Raw genomic sequence first — 19,472 nt, 5'->3', positions numbered from 1 at the left:
GTCATCGTGCGATCGCGAGTTCGTCCCAGTGCGTGGTCGCCCGTAGAGAGAGCATCTCCCGCTTCATCTGCCAGTCTGGTGGTGTCTGCAGGCCCGCGAGCCCGAGCCCGATCGCTCCCCTGCCGAGCCGATCGTTCACCCGGTCCATGAGACCGCAGACCCGTGATGCGGGTGTGTCTGCGTCGAAGAGGTCCAAGGGCACCTGGTCATCGGCTTGTGCGATGTCGCTGAGGCTCACCCCGGCTCGCACGTAGCGGCGCCCTTCGAGCATCCTGGGGAGCACCAGTCCTGTCGCCGCTCTGGTGATGAGCGCCGGGTCTGCGGTCCGAGGGACGATCTCGCAGGCGGCGGCTGCGGTGTGCATCGGGGGTGTCGCCCAGGCTGTCTGAGCCCACGCGTAGACAGAGCCCGCGATTGACCCTTGCGCTCGCAGTCTTCGGCTGGCGTTCTGCGCGTAGATGGACAGCACCTGCCCCATCTCTGTCGGCGTGCTCACGGGCGTTGAGAAGGAGCGGGAGAAGAGGACCTGCTGACGGATGGCGTCGTGGTCTCCGATCTCGATGCATGGTGTGCCGCGCAGCTCGAGAATGGTGTGCGCCATGTTCACGTTGAACCTGCTGCGCATGTTCTGGGGATCAGAGTCCCTGAGTTGCAGCGCCGTTTCGATGCCGATACCGGAGAGTCTCTTCACTCCCCTGCGGCCGACTCCCCAGAGTTCGCTGACCGGCGTGGAGTCGAGGATGCGGTTCATCTGGTCCGGCGTGTACCAGTCGGTGCAGGCGACCCCTGCGAGCGTTCGGCTGGACTTCGCACCGTGGCTGGCCAGTTTCGCAAGCGTTCTGGTCGGGGCGATACCGACGGAGACGGGCACGCCGATGTCGTGGCGGATGCGTCGGCGTATCTCACGGGCGGTGGACACCAGTTCACCGACGGTGCCGCTCAGGCGAACGAAGGCCTCGTCTATCGAGTAGACCTCGACTTGGTCGCTGAATCGTCGCAGCATCGCCATGATGCGTCCGGAGATGTCGCCGTAGAGCTCATAGTTCGACGAGCGCGCCACGACCCCGTGCTTGTCGGCCCAGGCCTGCAGTCGAAACCACGGCTCGCCCATAGGAATGCCCAAGGCCTTTGCCTCGGCGCTTCGTGCGACCACACAGCCGTCGTTGTTCGACAGCACCACGACCGGTCGGCCTTCCAAGGACGGGTCGAAGATTCGTTCGCAGGCTGCGAAGCAGGAGTTCACGTCGACGAGCGCGAACCGCGTCAGACTCGGTGCAGGCATCTGGTCACCACGCCCCACACGGAGAGCTCCTGCCCCTCGCCGATATGGATGACCGGGTAGTCGGGGTTCTCCGGGTGTAGTTGCGGGCCGCGCCCGGTCAGGCGCAGCCGTTTGATGGTGAGTTCACCTTCGACGACGGCGATGACGATGCTGCCGTCAACGGGCCGCAGCGAGCGGTCCACGATCACTTCGTCGCCGTCGCTGATGCCACAGCCGATCATGGAGTCGCCGGCGACACGAATGATGAAGGTCGCTACGGGGTCTGCGATCAGATGCTCGTTCAAGTCGATGGAGCCGTCGAAGTAGTCCTGCGCCGGCGAGGGGAACCCAGCATGAACCGGGCTCAGTGCGGCGAGCACGGTCACACGACCGTGCGGTTCGATCTTCGCAATCTGTGCCACGGCAACCACCTCCAAGTATTCGAACACATGTTCAATTCAGAGTATAGGTGTCTTTGCCGACACGCCTAGAAGAGTGGGTCGTCCGGACGCCAAGCGCCCTCGGCGTCCCCGGGGTACTGGGCCCAACCGGTCGGGTCCTCCCAGGGTGCGTTCTCCGGGGCCGCCGCGGCACCCCACCACCAGGACTCGTGCGGCGGATGCGCTCCTGGACGGATCTTGCGGGCCGCCCAGCCGAGGATGTGCCCGCTCGGCAGTCGATAGCTCCACCAGAAAGCGACGTTGTCACCATGGATTGTGAATCTGCCCCGTGCCGCACCGTGTGTCGTTGCAAGTTCGCCAAGATCTCGGCGCAGATCGAACGGCTCAATCCCACCAGTGTTGATCCACAGCATGTACCGGCCTTCGAGGTCGTACCTGACGTTGCGAAGCTCGGGCACACCGCGATCGTCAAGCAACCGGCCTGTCTCGTCGACACCCGGATGACCGGCGACCTCTCGCCCATGCTCGGCCCGAAGTGTTGCTGCGACTTTGTCCGCCTGTGGCAGCCAGTGCTCGAAGGCGCTGATGGTCAGCACGATCGCCTTCGTCGAGTTGACCTTCGTGTCGTAGGTGAGCTCTCGCCCGTGCATCACGCCGTGCCTGGAGAACTGTCCCAAGGACTGCCGCTGTTTGACGTCTGCGTTGCAGACCCTGCGGACGACCTCGATGTTGCCGCCCAGGCCAGCCAGGGTCTCGTCGTCGACCGCTGGAATCGGCTGCCACTTCGTGAAGAAGGCCTTTTCAGTGATGTCGAACGAAAGGCCTTCAATCTGCGCGAACAGGATCGGAATGCTTGCCTCATAGGCACCTGCCTGATGGTGTGGGATCGCCTTCTGGACCAGATCAACGCGACGCCAGAGGTCGGCCTTGAACGGCCAGTGAGCGTTGCCTCCTCGCCGCAGGCGCTCGACCCCGATCTCCATCCAGCGTGCGTGCTCCCCGTTCCAGATGTCGGTGAGTATCTGGTCGAGCTGGTCGGTCGTGGCGCCGTCTTCCGCAGCTTTCAGGGCACGGACGGTGCCTTGGTATGGCCACACCGCAGACATCGCCCACCCGAGTGGTGCGAACACGCTCATCGCTTCGGCGATGTTCACCGAAACGTCAACTGCAGTGCCGCGCATCCGTCGCCTCACCTGTGCGGCAGCCTGCGCCAGCTCGTCATCCGACATCATCCGCTCCCCCGATCAGCTCGCGGTAATCCTAGCCAACCGCGCACACGAGTGGCATGAGAAGACACCGGCAGCGTCCACAGCCCCTGCGGAGACAGCGACGCAGAGGAGTGATCCTGCTCGACGAGGAAGGTCTCCTCTGGGGGTGGACCGGCGAGGCTTTCGCTGGCTTCCCTGACACGTCCAGGACACCCGCCTCGGTCACTGTGCCCGCAGTGATCGTCTACGGCGGTGGGCATCGCCTCATCGAGGACGTCTCCGTCACTGACCCTCTGCAGCAGGTATCCCCCGAGGGCGGACGAACAGTCTGGGCCGTCCACGCCATCGGAGACAACGAACTGGGCTTCTGGGCGCTCTTTGATACCGAAGCCGAAGCACAACAGCGGGCACAGGGAGCGAACCGCGACCTCTTCGCGCGTCTGACGCTTCGGAGGTCTCAGCATGACTGAAGACATCCTCTTCTGGTCGACCCCGATGGGCTACGTCAGTGGCTTTCCAGAGCTCCAGGCGCTCTGGCAGCATTGGCACCCGAGCTCTCAGCCGACCGGCGATCGGGAAGACTGGCTGGAAGCCATCCTGCGGCTGGACACCCTCCTGAACGTGCATCCCAGGGAGCATGTTTGGGTCCGCACGACCACTGAGCGCCAGGCCGTGAACGCGGCAACGGGCGAGGTCTGCACGGATGCCGGTCGTCTCGCTCGCATGAAGCTCGTCGGTCCGGTCGCCAACATCGGACACCTCTCGCAGTCGTATCTCAGCGATCCCCGTCTGGAAGGCGAACGAGTCGTGAACAGCTACTGGGCAGAGCCGGTGTTTCTCGCGCATGCCGGGCGCCCGGTCATCCGCACCACGTGTGGGGAAGGTCAGGGGTTCCCTGCGACGAAGGACACCATCAACGCACTGGCTCCTGGACGAGTCTGTGTCAAAGACATCGACCCGAAGATGAGTTTCTTCACCACCACGTCGCCGTTCGACAGCCATGACTTCTTCAGCAAGGTCAGCATGTGGTCGCCCGACCGCCCTGGTGCACTCCTGGTGCAGCCATGGGTGCCGTTGAGCGCTGAGTACAGGTTCTTCGTTGTGGGTCACAAGGTCGTGACTGGTGCGGGCTGCATCGAGCACCTCACCCCGCTCGACGCGCTCGCACGCCCATTCGATCCGAGGGTTGAGCGCACTCGGGGTGCGTCTCCCGTCTTCGAGGCGCCGGAGCTGGTGGCACGGTATCTGCAATGGGCGGAGAGCTACACGGCTGCTTGGCGGGAAGCACATTCCACCTGTGGCGACTACGTCGTGGATATCGCACTGAAAACAGACACCGATGAAGTCGTTGCCATCGAGATGAACGGACTGCACAACTCTGAGCTGTACGCATCAGACGTGCGCGCATTGTTCGAAGAATGGTGCCGGTAGCGGCCGCCAGCGGCTCCCTTGGGAACCTGTATGCTCTCTCTCGCTGTGTCGAGAGCATAACATTCCGGAAAACCACCAGACAACCCTCGGAACCCGTGAAAACCATGTGTGGGACGCGATCGAAGGCCACCCGCGCCACAGAAACGGACCGAACCGCAGAAGCCGCACACCGGGGCCGAAAAACCTTTATGCTCTCCCCGGCTCGCACGGGGAGAGCATAACACATTTCCGCCGTCACCGCTGTCACCACCCTGTCACCACCCCTCGTGTGACGCTACATCCCATATATTTACTGGCCAGCAGGGGTCTGTCACCACTGTCACCACGATTGGGGGACACCCCCTCCAGATGAGAGGAAGAGAGGGGGGGGGAGAGCCCCCTATATATCTCTCTCTTACATGAGGTCTACAAAAAGTGGTGACAGTGGTGACAACCCCCTCCTGCCCAGACCGCAGTAGGGCTTCGCTGTCACCACACCACCGGTGACACCGCGGTGACAGCGGTGACAGGAGCACAGCGACTGTCGTTCCAGCCCACGGCTGGAGCTGATGTCGTTACAGCCGAGATCGGCCCCGGCGCTTCCCACTCGAGAGCACCCCACCGCCGAGACCACCCCGCGCCAGCACAGAAACGGCCCCAGCAGCCCTACCAGCCCACAGCTGACCCCATCACACCGAAACTGCCCCCAGTGCCTCAGTGACGCGCACAGCCCCGCACAGGACATACTCTCGGCGGCGTTCGGCAACTCCCCGCCGCGAAAGTCCCCTCGCACGCATACATCCCCGGTATGAAGTTCCTGCTGCGCGAAGACGAAGACGACAACAACAAGCTCATTGACCAGCCGAAGGTCCGCGGGATCGTTTGGGCGCTCACCGGCGTGCTCGCCCTCGGGGTGATTGTCATCCTGGTGAAGAGCGTGCTCGCGTGACGCGCTCGTACGGTCGGGTGATCGGAGTGCCTGGTGGGTCGCTGCAGCACTCCGCGGGGTGGGCTGCGAACGAGGACGTCGCTCGTATCGGACGGACAGGCGAGCTGCGAACGGCCGAGGTGCTGGATCGCCTGGCGATGCGTCCCGGCGGGGCCGACGTGATCCACGACTGCCGCATACCGATCCCGGGGATCAGCGCGAACATCGACCACATCGTGGTCTCCGGCAGCGACGTGTGGCTGATCGACTCCAAAGTCTGGAAGCCGGGCTTCTACTGGACGTTCAGGGGTGTGTCTCGACGTGGGGGTGAGCGGTTCCCGTTCGCGGACAAGAAGACGCTGCCGATGGCGGAGCAGGCTGTCCGTGGCTTCCTGCGGACTGGTGCCCGTGTGTACTGTCTGCTGGTCGTGTGGCCGTCGAACGATCATGCGGTACTTCGTCTCGGGCTCTACCGTCCACGGGGAGCTCGTGTCGTCGCCGGCCCGAGGTTCGCTCGCCATCAAGCCATCCGCGCCAAGCCCGGTCGGACGCAGATCACTGACCGGCTCGCCGAGCTGGCTATTCACGCATAGGTCGGTTCATGGCTGTCAGACCACCTCAGAATGAGACCGACATCGCACCATGGGTGCTCGTCGGGTCCGTGCCGGTCGCCGCGCTCGCCTGGTGGCTGTGGCAGGTACCCGCCGTCGCCCTGCTCTGGATCCTCGTCGTCGCTGCATGCTGGTTCTCTCAGCCGCCGATCCTCACAGGCAAGAAAGACCGAACCGGTCGAGTCCAGCCGGCATCTACGGCGGAGCAGAAGTCCATGTCCCGCCACGAGATGTTCCGCGCCGGACGGTTCTCACTCATCGTCCCCCAGATCAGCTCGATCGGCTGGCCGCCGCTCATGGCTTCCTTCACCGCGCTTCTCACAGGGGTCGCGGGATGGTTCCTGCCGCTGAGCGCGCCGTTTCAGGTGGTGTGGCCGCTGTTCCCGGCATTGAACGCGTGGGGCGCGTTTGTGCTCGCTCTACAGGTTCCGGCCATCGCCCGGCAGTTCGCCGATGATGTCCAGCCACGCCCCGGACTCGATCTGCCCGAGGTCTGGAAGCGGCTGACCTCCAGCAACCTGCGTACCATGATCAGTCTCGGCTCCGGGGTCCTCGCGGCTGCGCTCGTGGTTGTCGCGGGTTGTGCGCTTGGGTCGAAGGTCTCGTTCCTCAGCTCGCTGTTTCTCGGCCTTGCTTGCGTCCCCTTCTCCCTGCAGGTGGGGCTCCATGGGCCGGTCATCGCCCACTGGCGGGACATGGTCGATGGGCGCGCACAGTGGGCTCCTCGCTGGGAGGTGCTGAAGCTCGACCCGGCCCCGCGTCTGGTCGACCGTTCCCGGCTGTCTGGCGACGTGGCCACCATCGACACGTTCGACGCCCCTCCGGAGGTCGGGTCACGCGGCATGTTCGCTCGCTTGCAGGACTTCGAAACCCTCGTCGACCCGGGAGCCACCGTCGCACTGCTCATTGAGCCGAACCTCGACAGCCAGGGGCAGCCAGTGCCGTCGACATCGCATCCGACACGGTTTCGCGTCATCACCTGGTTCACGGACGACTGGCCAGCCGTCTCTGCCGCCGAGACTGACGACGACATCCGCCAGCTGGTCATCGAGACAGTCGCCTCCCGCGCCGCCTACGCAGTGCAGAAGCTCCCGCCGCTCGTCCTCGAGCAGCTCGCCCCGATCACGGACCCGCCATCTCAGCGAGACACCGACGACGGCTTCGATGATGCGAGGGCCGCGTTCGGCACAGTGTGGCGCAGCCCGGCAAACCCTGACGTGACCGTCAGCGTCCTCATGGAGCTCGGCATCCTCGATCGTGTGGCGGCAGAACTCGGATGCGAGATCATTGCCGATCCGGAGAATGACTGCGCATACCTTGGTGCTCTCACCGAACCACCGATCGCTCGCATTCAACCGCGTTGGGTGCACCGGTTCGACGAGCTCGCGAGGGTTCGTCGCTGGGATCAACGTTGGACGGACATCGTCAAACAGGGCGGACGCAAACCGGTACTGCAACCGTCGACGGAGCGCGAGTACCAGTACCGCCACATCGACCGAAGAACGGGTGTCGCGCGCAGCATCACAGTCGGTACCTGGGGCTTCGTGACACCTCAGGGTGTCACGCCTGCGGAGTTCACCAACCAGGACACCGAGCACAAGCTGAAGACCACGCTGAAAGCGGCACCGTTCGCTTCCGTGCAGCCGTGGAAGGACCCTGCGAGCCGAGATGGTCGCGCCCACTCCGAAGCGTTCATGGTCGTCTCCGTGCCCGCGGGAACAGACCTGCCGACCCTTCCACAGGACTATGTCCCGGCGGGGCGAGGCAACGAAGCGCAGCGGCTCATCCTGGCCGGCTTCCTCTCCCACGCGTTCGACGCCTGCCGTCTCGCTCGCCCGCACCTGACGAAACTCACCGCTCTGACCACCGCCACGTCGTCCGGCACCATCTGGCGAATGGACATCTTCCTCGGCGCCGGAGTGACTCTCGATGCACTCCGGAGACAGTCAGAGAAGATCCGGCAGACCCTTGGTGTCGAATGGCTGATCGTCGACCGTGCGGAGACCGGGCGGGCCACCATCGTCATCGGCGCAGCTCCCGGTGCTGACGGCATCGAGTACGCGAACCCGGCTGACAGCAACCGTGAGTATGTGACCAGCCTCAACTGGCAGCAGGTCTTCATCGCCGCGAAAGTCGTCAGCGAGAACGGCGCAGTGCCCTCACTCGTCTCAGCGGGGGTTCTGCCTCACAACGACCGGGTGCAGGACCTCACGTTCAAGCTGCCGATGGGGCTCGCGCCCGCCGACGTCCGGGAGAAGGTCGGCAAACTCAGGGCAGCATCCGGCAACGACTTCATCGACATTCGCGACAGCGAAACCGGCCCCGACCATGTCCGCATGCTCGTCTGCCGAGAGAACCCGCTGCCGAAAGGCGTCCCGTACGACTTCGAGCTCGTCGATCGCCTCGCAGACGAGGGATGCGTGCCGTTCGCCATGGGGGTCGAAGGCGAGCCCGTCATCTTTGACCCGAAGGAAAGTCCTCATGCCCTCCTGTCTGGCCTGACCGGCTCTGGGAAATCTGTGCTCGCGCAGACGTTCATCTACGCTGCGGCGGCACATGAGGAGCACGTCTACATCATCGACCCGATGAAAGGCGGTGCCGACTTCGCATTCGTCCGCCCCTACGCATCCGCGTTCGCATCGACGATCACCGATGCTGCGGCGGTACTGAAGCACATCTATGCCGAAGTGACCAAGCGCAAAGACCTCAATGCCGCTCATGGCGTGCCGTCATACGCGGACCTGCCGGAGAGTGTGCGACCCACCCGCATCTGGGTCATGGTTGATGAGTTCACCTCGCTCATGGGCAAGGAACAGGTGCCTGACCCGTCGAGTGATCCAGATGAGATGGCGGAGCGGGAACGCGTGATCGCGCTCAACAGCGACAAAGCCACCATCGGGACCATCACCGGCAAGATCGCACGCGAAGCACGATCTGCAGGCGTGACTCTGCTGCTCGGAACTCAGAAGCTCTCTGCAAAGCTCTTGGACACGGTCCCAGGTGGTGGCGACCTGAAAGTGAACCTGGCACGCACGCTGCTCGGAAAGGCCTCCTACGGGGACAGAATGTCGGCGCTGCGGAACCCGGACGATGCGCCCGAGCTTGGGTCCTTCATACCGAAAGGCCGCGGATTGTGGGAGCCGTTGGTCGGGCCTACGCAGGTCATTCAGGTGTGGTACACGCCACAAGCGGATCTCGGCGCGCACCTGAAGACTCGTCGCTCGCCGCTGCGGCCGGAAGAGCTGCCGGACTTGGATGTGTACCGACGGAACAGCTCAGGCCACCGTCTCGGCGTCTTGGAGGAAGACGACGGCACGACCACGGTCGAAGTCGTGGACGAGACACCGGTCATTGAGGATGTCGGCATTGTCGAGGAAGTCGACATCGCTGACGACCTCGCAAGCTTCTTCAACGACGTGGCGTCACCGGAGACCGACCCTGAGCGCGCATCAGAACCGTCTTCAGCGAACCCAGCGGTGGTACCAGAGACCTACGACGACTTCTGATCCCGCTCACTGCTGGCAACGGTCGAGGACACCAGCCATGGCGTCACGCTCCGAATTGGTGACCCAGAGCCCGTACTTCGCTTTCACCAAGACCTGGCGCTCGACGTACTGGCATTGGAAGGCGGCGTTCGCCGGGAGCCATTCGCCGGCGTCTTTGTCGCTCTTCGCCTGGTTGGTCGGGCCGTCGACGGCCAGCAGGTTCAGCGGGTCGTTGGCGAGCTGGACCCGGCGTTCCTGGCTGAGGTTGCGGGCACCGGACTGCCAGGCGTTCTTCAGTGGAACGAGGTGGTCGATCTGCACTGCGGATGAGGTTGCCCGGCCGCGCTGGTAGTCGATCCCCCGGGCGGTGTACGGGTCTTCGAGGTGCCCGGAGACCACGGTGCACTTGCCATCCTTGCGGACGGCGGTGAGGTCTCTGGCGAGGATGTCGTTGCGGGTGTCGCAGCCGTTGCCGTCGACGTCCTGCCAGGCCGGGCCGAACTGACCCTCCCGGTTGTAGTCGTCGCCACGGTCATCGGCGCGAACCTGCAGGCCACCGAGCGTGTCTTTCACCTGACTGACGTCGAAGCCGAGTTCGGAGCCCCGCACCTGAGAGGTTTGATCGCCTTGCCCAGCGATCGTAGTGGCGGCGTCGGCGATCACCTTCGAGCCGTTGGAGAGCACGTCGCGGCCCGTGCCGAACAGGTCCCTGAGAGTGCCCTGCGTCTGCGGGTCGCTCCAGGTGGTGCCGACCGCCTGTTTCAGCGCGTCAAGGGCGCCGAGCTTCATGCTGCCGAGGCCTGCCGCGACGATGACGGCCACCAGGATGACGACGAACTTTGCACTCAGATGCTTCATGTCCCGTCATGTGCGCGGGCAGCACACATCACTGGTCATGAGCGAGCACATCCGTGGCAAAGACATCGGCATCACCCCGGGCAAAGGCACCCCCGGCAGTTTCGCGGAGAAGCTGCAGAGCACGCCGGAGGTGTCGCTTGCGCCTCACCCACTGAACGTCAGCAAGACCGCACAGCAGCAGCGGGCGAAGGCACTCGCCGACAGCAGCCGCTCCGTCGGCGCCGCCGCAGCATCGACATCGCTTGACCCGTCGGACACCCGTGGCATCAAGCGGTGGTGGTCGGGGTCGTTCATCTCGGCAGAGCACGAGGCCGCCGGCGCAGGTTTCGAGAAGATGCCCGACGACTACACGCCCGGGCAGACTTCTGGGCGGGCGCTGTCCGGCAACCGCCGCACCCACCGCATGAGGTATGAGGGCGCTGGTGTCACCCTTCGGATGCCGAGCGCGACTGCGATCCGCCGCTATTCGGCGACGCACGGGTACCGCACGTTCGACGTGCCGGTTTCGGCGACTATCAACGGCCGGCAGGTGAGCTCATGGGTGCGAGTGACCGAGCATGAGCCTCGAGTCTGGTCGACGAAAGCTCTCGGCTTCGACCCGACCGACCAGGTGGGACTGAAGCTCGCGGAGGCTGCCAACGCCGTCCTCGAGTCGCGTCGCCCTCGAACCGCGCTCAGCTCGGTGCGCTCGTTGATGAACCGTCGGCGACAGCGTGCCAAGCAGATGGGTGTGCCTCTCAAGCCGCTGTCTCAGCGTCGAAGCTTCATCAGCGAGGCCGGCTACGACAAGGCACGAGGCGTGCTCGCCATGCGGATGGGCGGGACAGTCTACGGCTACAAGGTTTCGGAGCAGACGGCGTCTCAGATCCTGAACGCCCGCTCCCCCGGTGAACGCTACAACGCGATCATCAAAGGCCGCGCCCGCCGGGCGAAAGTCGAACTCGACCCGGTCACCGGTCGGGTCTTCGACCCCGATCAGACGAAGCGTCGTTTTGGGGTCAGGCAGCAGGACCGAGCGGGTGTGAAACCGGTGAACATCGTCGACCGGGATGCCGCCATCAGCTGACATCTATTCCGTTGCGGGTGTTACGGGACTATATGCGTCGTAACGCCGTGCGATCGGGCCGCGCACATGCCAGCGCGGAGGGGGCACATCGGCTTCAAATCCGCGTATGTGCGCGGAGCCTGACCGTGCCCGACGCTCATGGCCGAGACAACATCACCGTACCGTGCGATCAACGACCAGTACGACCAGCAAGCCAAAGACCTCGTCTGCGCCTACTACTCAGGCTCCCAGTCACCCGATCAGGAGCGACATGTGCGCGGCCAGCTCGCGGCAATCGTCATCCAGGCGAGAGTGGCAGAGCAGGTCGTCTTCGGACGCTATCGGTTCTCAGGTCAGATCGGCCATGACCTGGTGGATGAGATCGTCTTCGACATTGAGAAGAAGATCGCGGCTATCCGTGACACAGCACGGTCTCATTCGACACTCGATCTGGAGATGATCCGATCCGGGCGGTCGCTGCTGGGGTGGGCACGGCAGATGATGAAGATGACCGCCCTGTCCAAGCATCGGGATATTCGAGCTCGCGCAGCAAAATCGGAGACCTTCACCGGCATCATCCGCGAGGACCCGTCGGAATCGCAGCGCGCCAGCGCCGCGAGCATCCGGTTGGAGGCCGCACTGGCCACCGACGACGAGACCACCTCAGACGACCAGCGGTTCGACCAGGCACTGGACACCTTCGATCGGATGCTCACGTCTACGGACCGGCGCCCGAGAGAGCTGATGCATCCCGCCGCTGTCGGAGTCCTCACCTACCTGGGGATCTCCGGCCGGCCTGTCGCCACCGTAGACGGTCGACGAGCGCTGGAGCGTCTGCTGCAGACGACACCGTCGCTGCCGCTCGAGTCACTGGCCGCGTGGGTTGCCCTTGTCGAAGGGACCATGACCGCCAGCCAGCAGAACAGCATCCCGGACCTTGCCCTGCGGTTCTGGGACGGGCTGACACTCGCTGAGGCTTCCACGCTCTTGGAGTCAGGGCCGCGCACGACGGCTCTGGTGATGCGAGGGTTCATCGCCGGTGCGATCCGGCCGACCGACGAACACATCGCCCAGATCACTGACGCCGCGAGCGCGCTGCTGCCTGAGTCGGCTGAGGAGTCAGTGCCGGAGGCAGTTTCCGCGGTAATCGCTACGAGGTGCTCGCGGGTGCGCGCTGACGGTTCGCTCAGCCCGTTGCGGGAATCGCAGCAGTGGGATGACCTGCGAGTAGACCTTGCGCTGAAGAGGGTGGCCACCTGCCTGGGCGCCGGCGGCCGCATCGAGCGGATTGAGGAGATGGTCGTCCGTCTCACATCGTCAGTGGCTGGTCTTGCGATCTGACATACGGGCCTGAACGAGGCGTATCGAGTGGGGGTCAAGGTCGAATCCGATGGCCTCGGCCCCCAGCTCGTCAGCTGCCTGCAGAGTCGTACCTGACCCGCAGAATGGGTCCAGGACGACTTGCCCCGGACGCACCAGTAGGCTCACCAGCCAGCGCATCACAGCACGGGGCTTCACCGTGAGATGCCCGGCCCCGTCGACGGTGGGTCGTTCGCTTTTGGCGGCCTTCGACGAATAGAACACCTGGTCCACCACGCTCGGGAACATGTGGGCGACCTGCCTGGGGCGCCCGGTGATGACCAGATCGTCGATGAGCTCACGTGTGGTTCCTGCGCCGTCGTCGACGAGGATTGCGTTCGTCGGGAACCGTCCGAGTTCGTGCGTGGAGCTCGGCATATCCCTGGTGCCGAGGCGCAGAACATCAGTAGACTGCCCGGGCATGCGACCGAGTTCATCTTCGGTCGGCACCCGGCACTGGTCGATCTGTAGGGTGCCGGTTCCCCATTGGGCGACGCCGTCTGGCATGTTCGTGTCGAACGGCTTGCCTGCCAAGCAGATTGGCTCATGCGCCGGTTTCAGTTTGGAGTGCGTGCCGGCGTACTCGTGAGCCAGGTCTGGGCGGCCAGTCTTCACGAACACACGGTCGAAGGCAAGCCCTTTCGTCATACCGGAGGCGTACAGCCACATCAGCTGATCTCTGACGACGAGCCCGGCATCCTCGATCGCGCAGGCCAACCGATGGTATGTTTTCGAGGCCCCGAATGCTGCGAGGTGCCCGCCGGGCTTCAGCACTCGAGCACACTGCTCCCAGACGTCTGGGTCGAATGCGATGCCGTGGTCATCCCAGTGCAGGCCGGGCTTCTGCGTCTGCCCGATCTCGTAGGGCGGGTCGGTGATGATCACGTCGACGCTCGAGTTGTCGAGTTCACGCATCAGCTGCCGGCAGTCACCTTGTGTCGCACACCATCCCATGCTGACACCTATGCGGGTGAGGCGGCACCTGCCTGTTCACGCGCAATGATGTCCTGACGGTTCGTGGAGGCCCGGGCGAGGAACTCTTTCGACAGCCGGATCTCCACCGGCGCGGATCGTCCTGCGAGGTCGGTGATGATGAAGACCGAACCTCGGACGATCTCGCTGGTACCGTCTGGGTTGCGCCGGCGCAGCGATGCCATGGACGACCAGTTGACGACCTGGCTGCCATCCGAGCCGCCACGCATCGGTTTCTCCATGATCCGCTGGACGACGTCAGGCGTGGGTTCGATTCTGGCGACCTGCAGGGCAGCGATGGCCTCATTGCGCTCACGGATGTGGCCGATGGCGACACGCGAGACGTGGGGGCCGAGACCAGCGCGGATGGCTCCGGTGATGTCTTGGGAGAAGAACACGGGCAGCACTCGCATCGACCTGCAGAGACGACCGGCCTCCTCGGCTGCCTCGGGGCTCGTGTTCGTCAGCAGCCATGACTCATCCTGCAGGATCACGCCGTCACGGTTTGTCAGACTCATCATCGCTCCGACGAACATCATCTTCACCACTGCAACGCCGATGCGCTCGTTCAGGTTCCTGTGGGCGTTCGGGTTCGTGGGGAGTGTCAGTCGGGTCTTCCCGAGCTTCAGGAGGGTGGTGCCGTCGTAGGAGCCGAGCGCCGCAGACTCTGGGTGGATGCCGAAGAATGAGCCGAAAAGCGAGCTGTCCTGTTTCAGCTGGAAGATCGGCATGACCATCTCTTTGGACGCCTTGCCGTCTTTGTAGGCGTACGCGAGCGCCTCTCCGGTGCATTTCGCGCCACGCTGACGGACGCCGTAGGAGATGGCGCTGTTGAGCTCCCGCTCGTAGCGTTCCGGCTCCTCGGCCCATGGGCGGATCTGCAGGATTGTGGCGGCGGCGGTGTCGATCTGTTCCTGCGGGTTGTCGACGGAGAAGCGCAGCGGGTCGAGGGCGCCGTCCGATGAGGCGAGGTCGTCCATGGAGATGACCTGGCCGCCTGAGGCGATGACTGCAGCGGTGTGGTCTGACCCGTACTTGGGGTCGACGATGATGTTCGGAACCGACATGCGGCTGAATTGGTCGGCCATGTTCAGGAGCATCATGGTTTTGCCTGACCCGGAGCCTGCTGCCACGAGGAAGATCGGCGGTACGTCTTCGTCGGCCACGGCGGTTGGGCTCAGCCAGACCGGCTGGCTGTCGTTCTGGGTGAACCCCATGCAGATGCCTGATTCGTCGCCAACCGCCGACTGTGACAGCACCCCGGAATATGCGACCGTCGTGGATGGCAGATCCTCCAGATTTGGGTTCGATCGCCACGGGCTGGCAAGTTGCGACTCCATCCAGGCGAGATCCTGTCTGTCGCTCATGGCGTTCATGGAGAAGATGGTGCCCATGCTGATGTCTTCGAGGTCGGCGACCTGCCCGGGGATGGCGCAGACGATCGAGGTGTCCACAAGAGTGGGAGGAGCGGAGCCAGCCGCTGAGTACGCCTGGTCGATCGACTCCAGCTCGGCGAGCTTCTGCTCCAGCTCGTCTTTGGAGAGCTTGCCTGCTGACTGGCGGTCTCGGATGTCGCCACGGTACTGGACGATCTGCCCTCGCACCTCCGAGCGGGTGATCTTCGGCGGCTCCACCAGTCCCCGGATGGAGATCATCGGAGCGCCGACGTCCTGCAGCGCCATCGCCCAGCGCACCCATGACTCGGTCTCCGAGGTGTATTTCAGGTCGAAGTCTCCGACGGCGGCGAACGTCAGTGGGCGCTGCCCCTCGATGTCGTCCCAGAGCTCTGGCTTGTCGAACCCCATCAGCTCGGCAGCCCGGGTCGCTCGACTGTCGGTGAAGAATCTGACGTGGTCGCGGTACGGCACGAAGGGGATGTCGGGGTTCCGTCCGAAGTTCCACCACCCATTCGCGAGTTTGAAGTCACGATCGCGCATGTCGAGCAGTCCGGCGCGTTCGAGGGCGGCGTTCACCTTCTGATAGTCGGCCTCAAAGTCTGAGATCGGCACTCCACCGGAGACCATGGTGTCAACAACAGACTCGACCGCCTCTTTGAAGCCACGGCTGGCGAACTTATTGTTCAGCCGGACACCGAACAGCACGACCTTCTCCTGGGTGACGACGTCTCCGTGAGATTCCAGGAGATAGTCGTGAATGGGATGGTCGATCGGCGGCTGGAAGAATCTGGGCACGACCACACTGATCAGATGAAACTGTCGGTAGCGGCCCTTGTTCATGCCGCGTTTTGACCCGCTGACGCTGGCGAGTGATGCGCAGGCCTCGAAGGCGTTGTCGAGCACACGCTGCGCGCCGAGGGCGTCCTCAACGGTCTTCGCGTCACGGATCGGCGCCAGCGGCACGCGCTTGTACAGCCAGACGTCATTGCTGATGCCTTGGATGATGCCGTTCTTTCTGCGGGAACGGACTGTCGTCGGCCACGAGGGGTGTGTGGCTGGCTGGTGCATGCCGCCGGCGTTTGAGTGTTTGCTCAAAGGTTGCTCCTCTACTGCGCATCCATCGGCACCGACGGATCAGGCTGCTGCTGATCGGTGGGTGCTTGGGCGGGCTGCGTCGGCTGGGTCTTCGCCTGGCCGGCGTCCTTCTTGATCTGGCGGCCGGTGACAGCATTCTGGTAGGGCTCAAGGTCGGGCCCGGTGCCGGTGGCACCCCAGGCCACGACTCTCGGGCTGGCGGTGTTCGCGCTCTCAATGAGCACGTCGAACGTCTGCTTCTGCCCCTTCGAGTCGACTTCGCGCGGGTCCTGACCGTCCCATGCGACCTTCATCTCGACCTGAGCGATCACCGTCGACGGGTTCTGCTGTGACTCGTAGGTCTTGTCCTTGAGCATCGGCTTGTACGCCGCCTTCTGAATGATCGTGGAGACAGAGCCGACCTTCGCGAGCGTCATGTACGTGTGGCTGGCGTCCTGATCCCCGACCGCGAGACGCAGTGTCGCCGAGTCCCCAGAGGTGTAGGCCTTCGCCCAGTTGTTGACGGCCTCGCTCATGGCATCGGTCTTCGTGGTCTCGACGGTGTCCATCCACGGACCTTTCGTCGACCACCCGCTCGACGACGGCGCGACCGGGAATGCCGACGGCGTGCCGACCGCTTCAGACTGGCCATTGCCGTCGACCGCGACGGTCACGTCAGCCTCGTACACCTGACCGGCCTTGTCAACCAGGGTGAACCGGTGCATCTCCACGGAGTAATCCCGCTCGCCCCACGCCTGCAGTACCTGCTGTGAGACGCTCTTGTCCTGGCTCTTCGTCGAGAAGCCGTCCCAGGAGACGATGGTTGCTCCCGGCATCGGTGCAGGGTCGCCGGCGAGCCATTTCTGCATCGTCAGCCACGCCGTCGACTTCCCGACAGAGTCCACTTGGTCAGCCACCTGCACGGCGGAGCTGCCGAAGCTCGGGTCCATGATCTTTGTGGCGAGACTCAGATCCACCACGAGCACGATGGGCATGCCGATCAGTGACGCCCACGCCAGCAGCCGGTAGCGCTTGCGCCACTTCGGTTGTTTCGCGTTGACAGGGGACCGCTCATCTGGAACGTCGACGAGGCCGGCGTCCTGCCACGGTGTGGCGCTCTGAGGGCCAGATGCCTTCGCTCCAGCTGGCTTCTTCGACTTCTTCGATCTGGCCACAGCGGGTCAGTCCTCCTCGTAGGCGCTGAGGAACCCGTCGCTCACCGTTTCGGGTGCCGTCTCCTCTGACTCCAGCTGCTCCTCGTCCAGCTCAGCGGTTTCCGGCACCGCGTCTGACTTCGGCACAACGCCGCGGCAGAACTGCGCTGCTGCCTCGGCGATGGCGATGGTCTCCGGCGACAACCGGGCGAGCACCTGCGCCGTCCGACGAGCAGCCTGAGTGTCGGCCTGCGGGAGTCTCCCGCCGTCCGTCGCACCGAGGGCTTCGAGGACTGACCAGACTGCTTTGATGCCCTCGCGCTCCAACGACAGGACTTCGAGAGCAAGGTCGAGCGGGTCCACGGCAGCCAGACGGATGACGTCAGCGATCGGTGTGGCCTTGTCGTCGGAGAGGAGGATGCGCGAGATCAGCTCACTCGTGTCGGGGACCTCCGGGCGGGAGACACCGAGCGCGACAGCTGTAACGGTGACGACCTGAGACGGTACTAGCCCATGATCGAGCGCCAGTGCGAGGTCTACGACCGTCCGGATCGCTCGTCGGGTCAGGGTCTTCTGCGGCTGGTCGCTCATGCGCTCCTCCATCGTCTGGCTGTACGACGGATACCTATGCGTAGCGGTGAGAGTCAGAGTTCAGCGACGACTTCCGCAGGTGGAATGCCTTCCCCCAGACGGCTGGCGACACGTGAGGCCTTTGCCTCCCGGTCTTCGGCGATGGTGAATCCGCCAGCGGTGTCCACTGCCGCGAACGCATAGGCCCGGCAGCGTTGCGACCATACCTGCGATTCGAGCGGGTCACGTGACTGGAATGAGCGCTTCCATGACTTCTGGCAGAGCCCTGCGAGTCTCTCGGCGAGCACGGTCGCTTGGCTGACACTCACGTCGGACTGCACGAGATCCAGCTCCTGTGCGGCGGTCTGTGCGACAGGCTGCCCGGCCTGGAATGCGAGCTCGCCGAGAACCGCGGCCTGCCGGTGCAGACTGTCATCGTCGAGGTGGGCGGTTTCTGGTGAGGTCAGCAGCAGGTGCTCTGCGACGACGTGGTTGGCAGCATAGTGCTCGCCTTCGTCGAACCTCGGCCGGCTGGACACTGCCGCAAAGTACGCGGCGACCGCTTCGGCTGGCACGCTCGGCTCTTGCCCGAGGTCGGGGCCGTCATAGTGGCTGTGGGCGTGTGGTGCGAAGCTTCCGGGGGTGCCATTTCCGGGGGTCACTCCGACATTGATTCCTCGTGTTGGGCCTGCGCTTGTTGCCATTGCTCTCTCCGTCTGTTCTGGGGCTGTTCCACCTCACGGATGTGTGCGGCGCTTCTGTGGGGCTGGCTGGATTCGAACCAGCAACCAGGCGGCCTACCTGCGCTCTGCCGTTGAGCTACAGCCCCATGGTCGACGGCAGGGTGCCGGTGAAGGTCAGGGTGCCGGTGAAGGTGGGGCCCCTGCCGTCGAGTCTGTGTTCAGGCAGCCGCCTGCTGCTGCGCTGCGAACCCGCGGATGATCATCACGTCGATCGGGCTGAGGCCGCGGATCAGCAGTGAGTGTTCGCCGTTGTGCTGAAAGGCGACGCCGGCGCTTTGGAGCATCGCGCGCAGGAAGTACTGGATGCGGTCGTACGGGTCGTCGAAGTCGCTGGTGTCGATCCGGAGCACCCCGTCCTCGTCAGCGGAGGTGAGGCTCTCATCGGTGATCTTCACGACCCCGATCACACGTGCCAGATACAGGCTGTCGTAGTCGATGTCAGCTGCACGCTCCCCCACGACGACAGCGACTCCGGGCATGTCGGCGGTGCGATCGAGTGCGGTGCGGATCCGTTTGGAGATGCGCTGTTCAGTCATGGTGTGCTCCTTCGTTGCAGAGGTGCTGTCAGAAGGTCGTATGCGCGGATGCCGTCACACTCCCTCCAGTCGACCTCCGAGCCCGCGCGCTGCTGGAGCCAGCACTCGGACTGGATGCAGTGCGACCACACGGACTGGTGTGAGGCGTGCGAGCGGCTGCCCGGACTTCACCGGCACGACCCTCGGACCTGCGGTGATCAGCAGCAGGGTGATCTCGCCGGTGAAGCCCGGGGGCAGAAAGGTCGATGCCCCGTCCAGGTGCAGACCTCGAGCCCGCTGCTCCGGGTAGAGCGAGACGATCGCTGAGACATCATCTGGGAGAGCGACATGAACGCCAGTGTGGATGAGAGTTGGTCCCATCCCCGGCGAGACGATCCCGACTTCGTCCGCTCTCAGCCCGAAATCGCTTGCGAGCGAACGTGGCCCGCTGTACCGCAGAATCTTCATGGGACCACCTATG

The 19,472-nt window shown here is 64.2% G+C and carries 18 protein-coding genes and 1 tRNA gene; 7 read left to right on the top strand and 12 right to left on the bottom strand.

The features are described 5' to 3' along the window. Position 1: 1 nt before the first annotated feature. From F8O07_RS06540 to F8O07_RS06530, 3 genes are all read right to left on the bottom strand, one after another. Positions 2–1,282 carry a Y-family DNA polymerase gene (locus F8O07_RS06540; RefSeq protein WP_158031277.1) on the bottom strand — a complete coding sequence of 427 codons (1,281 nt, stop codon included), beginning with the start codon at positions 1,280–1,282 and terminating at the stop codon, positions 2–4. Next, complete coding sequence (locus F8O07_RS06535; protein ID WP_225733256.1) at positions 1,264–1,674, bottom strand: LexA family protein; 411 nt, start codon at positions 1,672–1,674, stop codon at positions 1,264–1,266. Before F8O07_RS06535 ends, F8O07_RS06540 begins: the two co-directional genes overlap by 19 nt. A 74-nt stretch (positions 1,675–1,748) precedes the next feature. Beyond that, the gene (locus tag F8O07_RS06530; protein WP_158031276.1) at positions 1,749–2,894 is read right to left on the bottom strand and encodes a hypothetical protein; all 1,146 of its coding nucleotides are present in this window, start codon (positions 2,892–2,894) and stop codon (positions 1,749–1,751) included. Between the two features lie 203 nt (positions 2,895–3,097). Between F8O07_RS06530 and F8O07_RS06525 the strand changes: the two genes are divergently transcribed. The 5 genes from F8O07_RS06525 (at position 3,098) to F8O07_RS06510 (ending at position 9,325) form a co-directional block, all read left to right on the top strand. Next, positions 3,098–3,340 carry a hypothetical protein gene (locus F8O07_RS06525; RefSeq protein ID WP_158031275.1) on the top strand — a complete coding sequence of 81 codons (243 nt, stop codon included), beginning with the start codon at positions 3,098–3,100 and terminating at the stop codon, positions 3,338–3,340. Continuing rightward, a complete protein-coding gene (locus F8O07_RS06520; protein ID WP_158031274.1) occupies positions 3,333–4,301 on the top strand; it encodes an ATP-grasp domain-containing protein in 969 nt (322 codons plus the stop codon). The genes F8O07_RS06525 and F8O07_RS06520 overlap by 8 nt, the downstream gene beginning before the upstream one ends. Before the next feature lie 787 nt (positions 4,302–5,088). After that, positions 5,089–5,229 (top strand): hypothetical protein, encoded by a 141-nt coding sequence (locus F8O07_RS10565; RefSeq protein WP_192496668.1) that lies wholly within the window; start codon positions 5,089–5,091, stop codon positions 5,227–5,229. Next, positions 5,226–5,801: a nuclease-related domain-containing protein gene (locus F8O07_RS06515; protein ID WP_225733204.1), complete on the top strand. Its 576-nt coding sequence runs from the start codon at positions 5,226–5,228 to the stop codon at positions 5,799–5,801. Before F8O07_RS10565 ends, F8O07_RS06515 begins: the two co-directional genes overlap by 4 nt. Before the next feature lie 8 nt (positions 5,802–5,809). Next, the gene (locus F8O07_RS06510) at positions 5,810–9,325 is read left to right on the top strand and encodes an FtsK/SpoIIIE domain-containing protein (protein WP_158031272.1); all 3,516 of its coding nucleotides are present in this window, start codon (positions 5,810–5,812) and stop codon (positions 9,323–9,325) included. 6 nt (positions 9,326–9,331) lie between these two features. Here the strand turns inward: F8O07_RS06510 and F8O07_RS06505 are convergent, their stop codons facing one another. After that, the gene (locus tag F8O07_RS06505; RefSeq protein ID WP_225733203.1) at positions 9,332–10,162 is read right to left on the bottom strand and encodes an HNH endonuclease family protein; all 831 of its coding nucleotides are present in this window, start codon (positions 10,160–10,162) and stop codon (positions 9,332–9,334) included. A 37-nt stretch (positions 10,163–10,199) separates the two neighbouring features. Here F8O07_RS06505 and F8O07_RS06500 point away from each other — a divergent pair, with 37 nt between their 5' ends. Further along, on the top strand, positions 10,200–11,228 hold the full coding sequence (locus F8O07_RS06500; protein ID WP_158031271.1) for a KTSC domain-containing protein: 1,029 nt from the start codon (positions 10,200–10,202) through the stop codon (positions 11,226–11,228). 138 nt (positions 11,229–11,366) lie between these two features. Further along, complete coding sequence (locus F8O07_RS06495; protein WP_158031270.1) at positions 11,367–12,548, top strand: hypothetical protein; 1,182 nt, start codon at positions 11,367–11,369, stop codon at positions 12,546–12,548. On the opposite strand, the gene F8O07_RS06490 is transcribed toward F8O07_RS06495, so the two are convergent. The 8 genes from F8O07_RS06490 to F8O07_RS06455 form a co-directional block, all read right to left on the bottom strand. Beyond that, complete coding sequence (locus F8O07_RS06490; protein ID WP_192496667.1) at positions 12,525–13,481, bottom strand: DNA-methyltransferase; 957 nt, start codon at positions 13,479–13,481, stop codon at positions 12,525–12,527. The genes F8O07_RS06495 and F8O07_RS06490 overlap by 24 nt on opposite strands. Positions 13,482–13,528: 47 nt before the next feature. Next, positions 13,529–16,030: an ATP-binding protein gene (locus F8O07_RS06485; RefSeq protein WP_158031268.1), complete on the bottom strand. Its 2,502-nt coding sequence runs from the start codon at positions 16,028–16,030 to the stop codon at positions 13,529–13,531. Between the two features lie 11 nt (positions 16,031–16,041). Further along, positions 16,042–17,184, bottom strand: coding sequence for a hypothetical protein (locus F8O07_RS06480; RefSeq protein ID WP_158031267.1), 1,143 nt, complete (start codon positions 17,182–17,184; stop codon positions 16,042–16,044). Between the two features lie 6 nt (positions 17,185–17,190). Further along, positions 17,191–17,754: a hypothetical protein gene (locus F8O07_RS06475; RefSeq protein WP_158031266.1), complete on the bottom strand. Its 564-nt coding sequence runs from the start codon at positions 17,752–17,754 to the stop codon at positions 17,191–17,193. 53 nt (positions 17,755–17,807) lie between these two features. Further along, positions 17,808–18,395 (bottom strand): hypothetical protein, encoded by a 588-nt coding sequence (locus F8O07_RS06470; protein WP_158031265.1) that lies wholly within the window; start codon positions 18,393–18,395, stop codon positions 17,808–17,810. A 99-nt stretch (positions 18,396–18,494) separates the two neighbouring features. After that, positions 18,495–18,562: transfer RNA gene (locus F8O07_RS06465), tRNA-Ala, on the bottom strand. Positions 18,563–18,634: 72 nt separating this feature from the next. Continuing rightward, positions 18,635–19,012, bottom strand: coding sequence for a hypothetical protein (locus F8O07_RS06460; RefSeq protein WP_158031264.1), 378 nt, complete (start codon positions 19,010–19,012; stop codon positions 18,635–18,637). 54 nt (positions 19,013–19,066) lie between these two features. Next, a complete protein-coding gene (locus F8O07_RS06455) occupies positions 19,067–19,372 on the bottom strand; it encodes a hypothetical protein (protein WP_231830914.1) in 306 nt (101 codons plus the stop codon). Positions 19,373–19,472: the final 100 nt, after the last annotated feature.

The organism is Pseudoclavibacter sp. CFCC 13796 (assembly GCF_008831185.1).
Lineage (GTDB): Bacteria > Actinomycetota > Actinomycetes > Actinomycetales > Microbacteriaceae > Pseudoclavibacter_A.
This window is presented reverse-complemented; position numbering and strand designations above follow the sequence as displayed.

Excerpts from the sequence above, each read along its gene's own strand:
- F8O07_RS06540 (WP_158031277.1), bottom strand. The coding sequence starts at position 1,282 with ATGCCTGCACCGAGTCTGACGCGGTTCGCGCTCGTCGACGTGAACTCC.
- F8O07_RS06530 (WP_158031276.1), bottom strand. The coding sequence starts at position 2,894 with ATGATGTCGGATGACGAGCTGGCGCAGGCTGCCGCACAGGTGAGGCGA.
- F8O07_RS06520 (WP_158031274.1), top strand. The coding sequence starts at position 3,333 with ATGACTGAAGACATCCTCTTCTGGTCGACCCCGATGGGCTACGTCAGT.
- F8O07_RS10565 (WP_192496668.1), top strand. The coding sequence starts at position 5,089 with ATGAAGTTCCTGCTGCGCGAAGACGAAGACGACAACAACAAGCTCATT.
- F8O07_RS06510 (WP_158031272.1), top strand. The coding sequence starts at position 5,810 with ATGGCTGTCAGACCACCTCAGAATGAGACCGACATCGCACCATGGGTG.
- F8O07_RS06505 (WP_225733203.1), bottom strand. The coding sequence starts at position 10,162 with ATGAAGCATCTGAGTGCAAAGTTCGTCGTCATCCTGGTGGCCGTCATC.
- F8O07_RS06500 (WP_158031271.1), top strand. The coding sequence starts at position 10,200 with ATGAGCGAGCACATCCGTGGCAAAGACATCGGCATCACCCCGGGCAAA.
- F8O07_RS06495 (WP_158031270.1), top strand. The coding sequence starts at position 11,367 with ATGGCCGAGACAACATCACCGTACCGTGCGATCAACGACCAGTACGAC.
- F8O07_RS06490 (WP_192496667.1), bottom strand. The coding sequence starts at position 13,481 with ATGCGTGAACTCGACAACTCGAGCGTCGACGTGATCATCACCGACCCG.
- F8O07_RS06475 (WP_158031266.1), bottom strand. The coding sequence starts at position 17,754 with ATGAGCGACCAGCCGCAGAAGACCCTGACCCGACGAGCGATCCGGACG.
- F8O07_RS06460 (WP_158031264.1), bottom strand. The coding sequence starts at position 19,012 with ATGACTGAACAGCGCATCTCCAAACGGATCCGCACCGCACTCGATCGC.
- F8O07_RS06455 (WP_231830914.1), bottom strand. The coding sequence starts at position 19,372 with ATGGGACCAACTCTCATCCACACTGGCGTTCATGTCGCTCTCCCAGAT.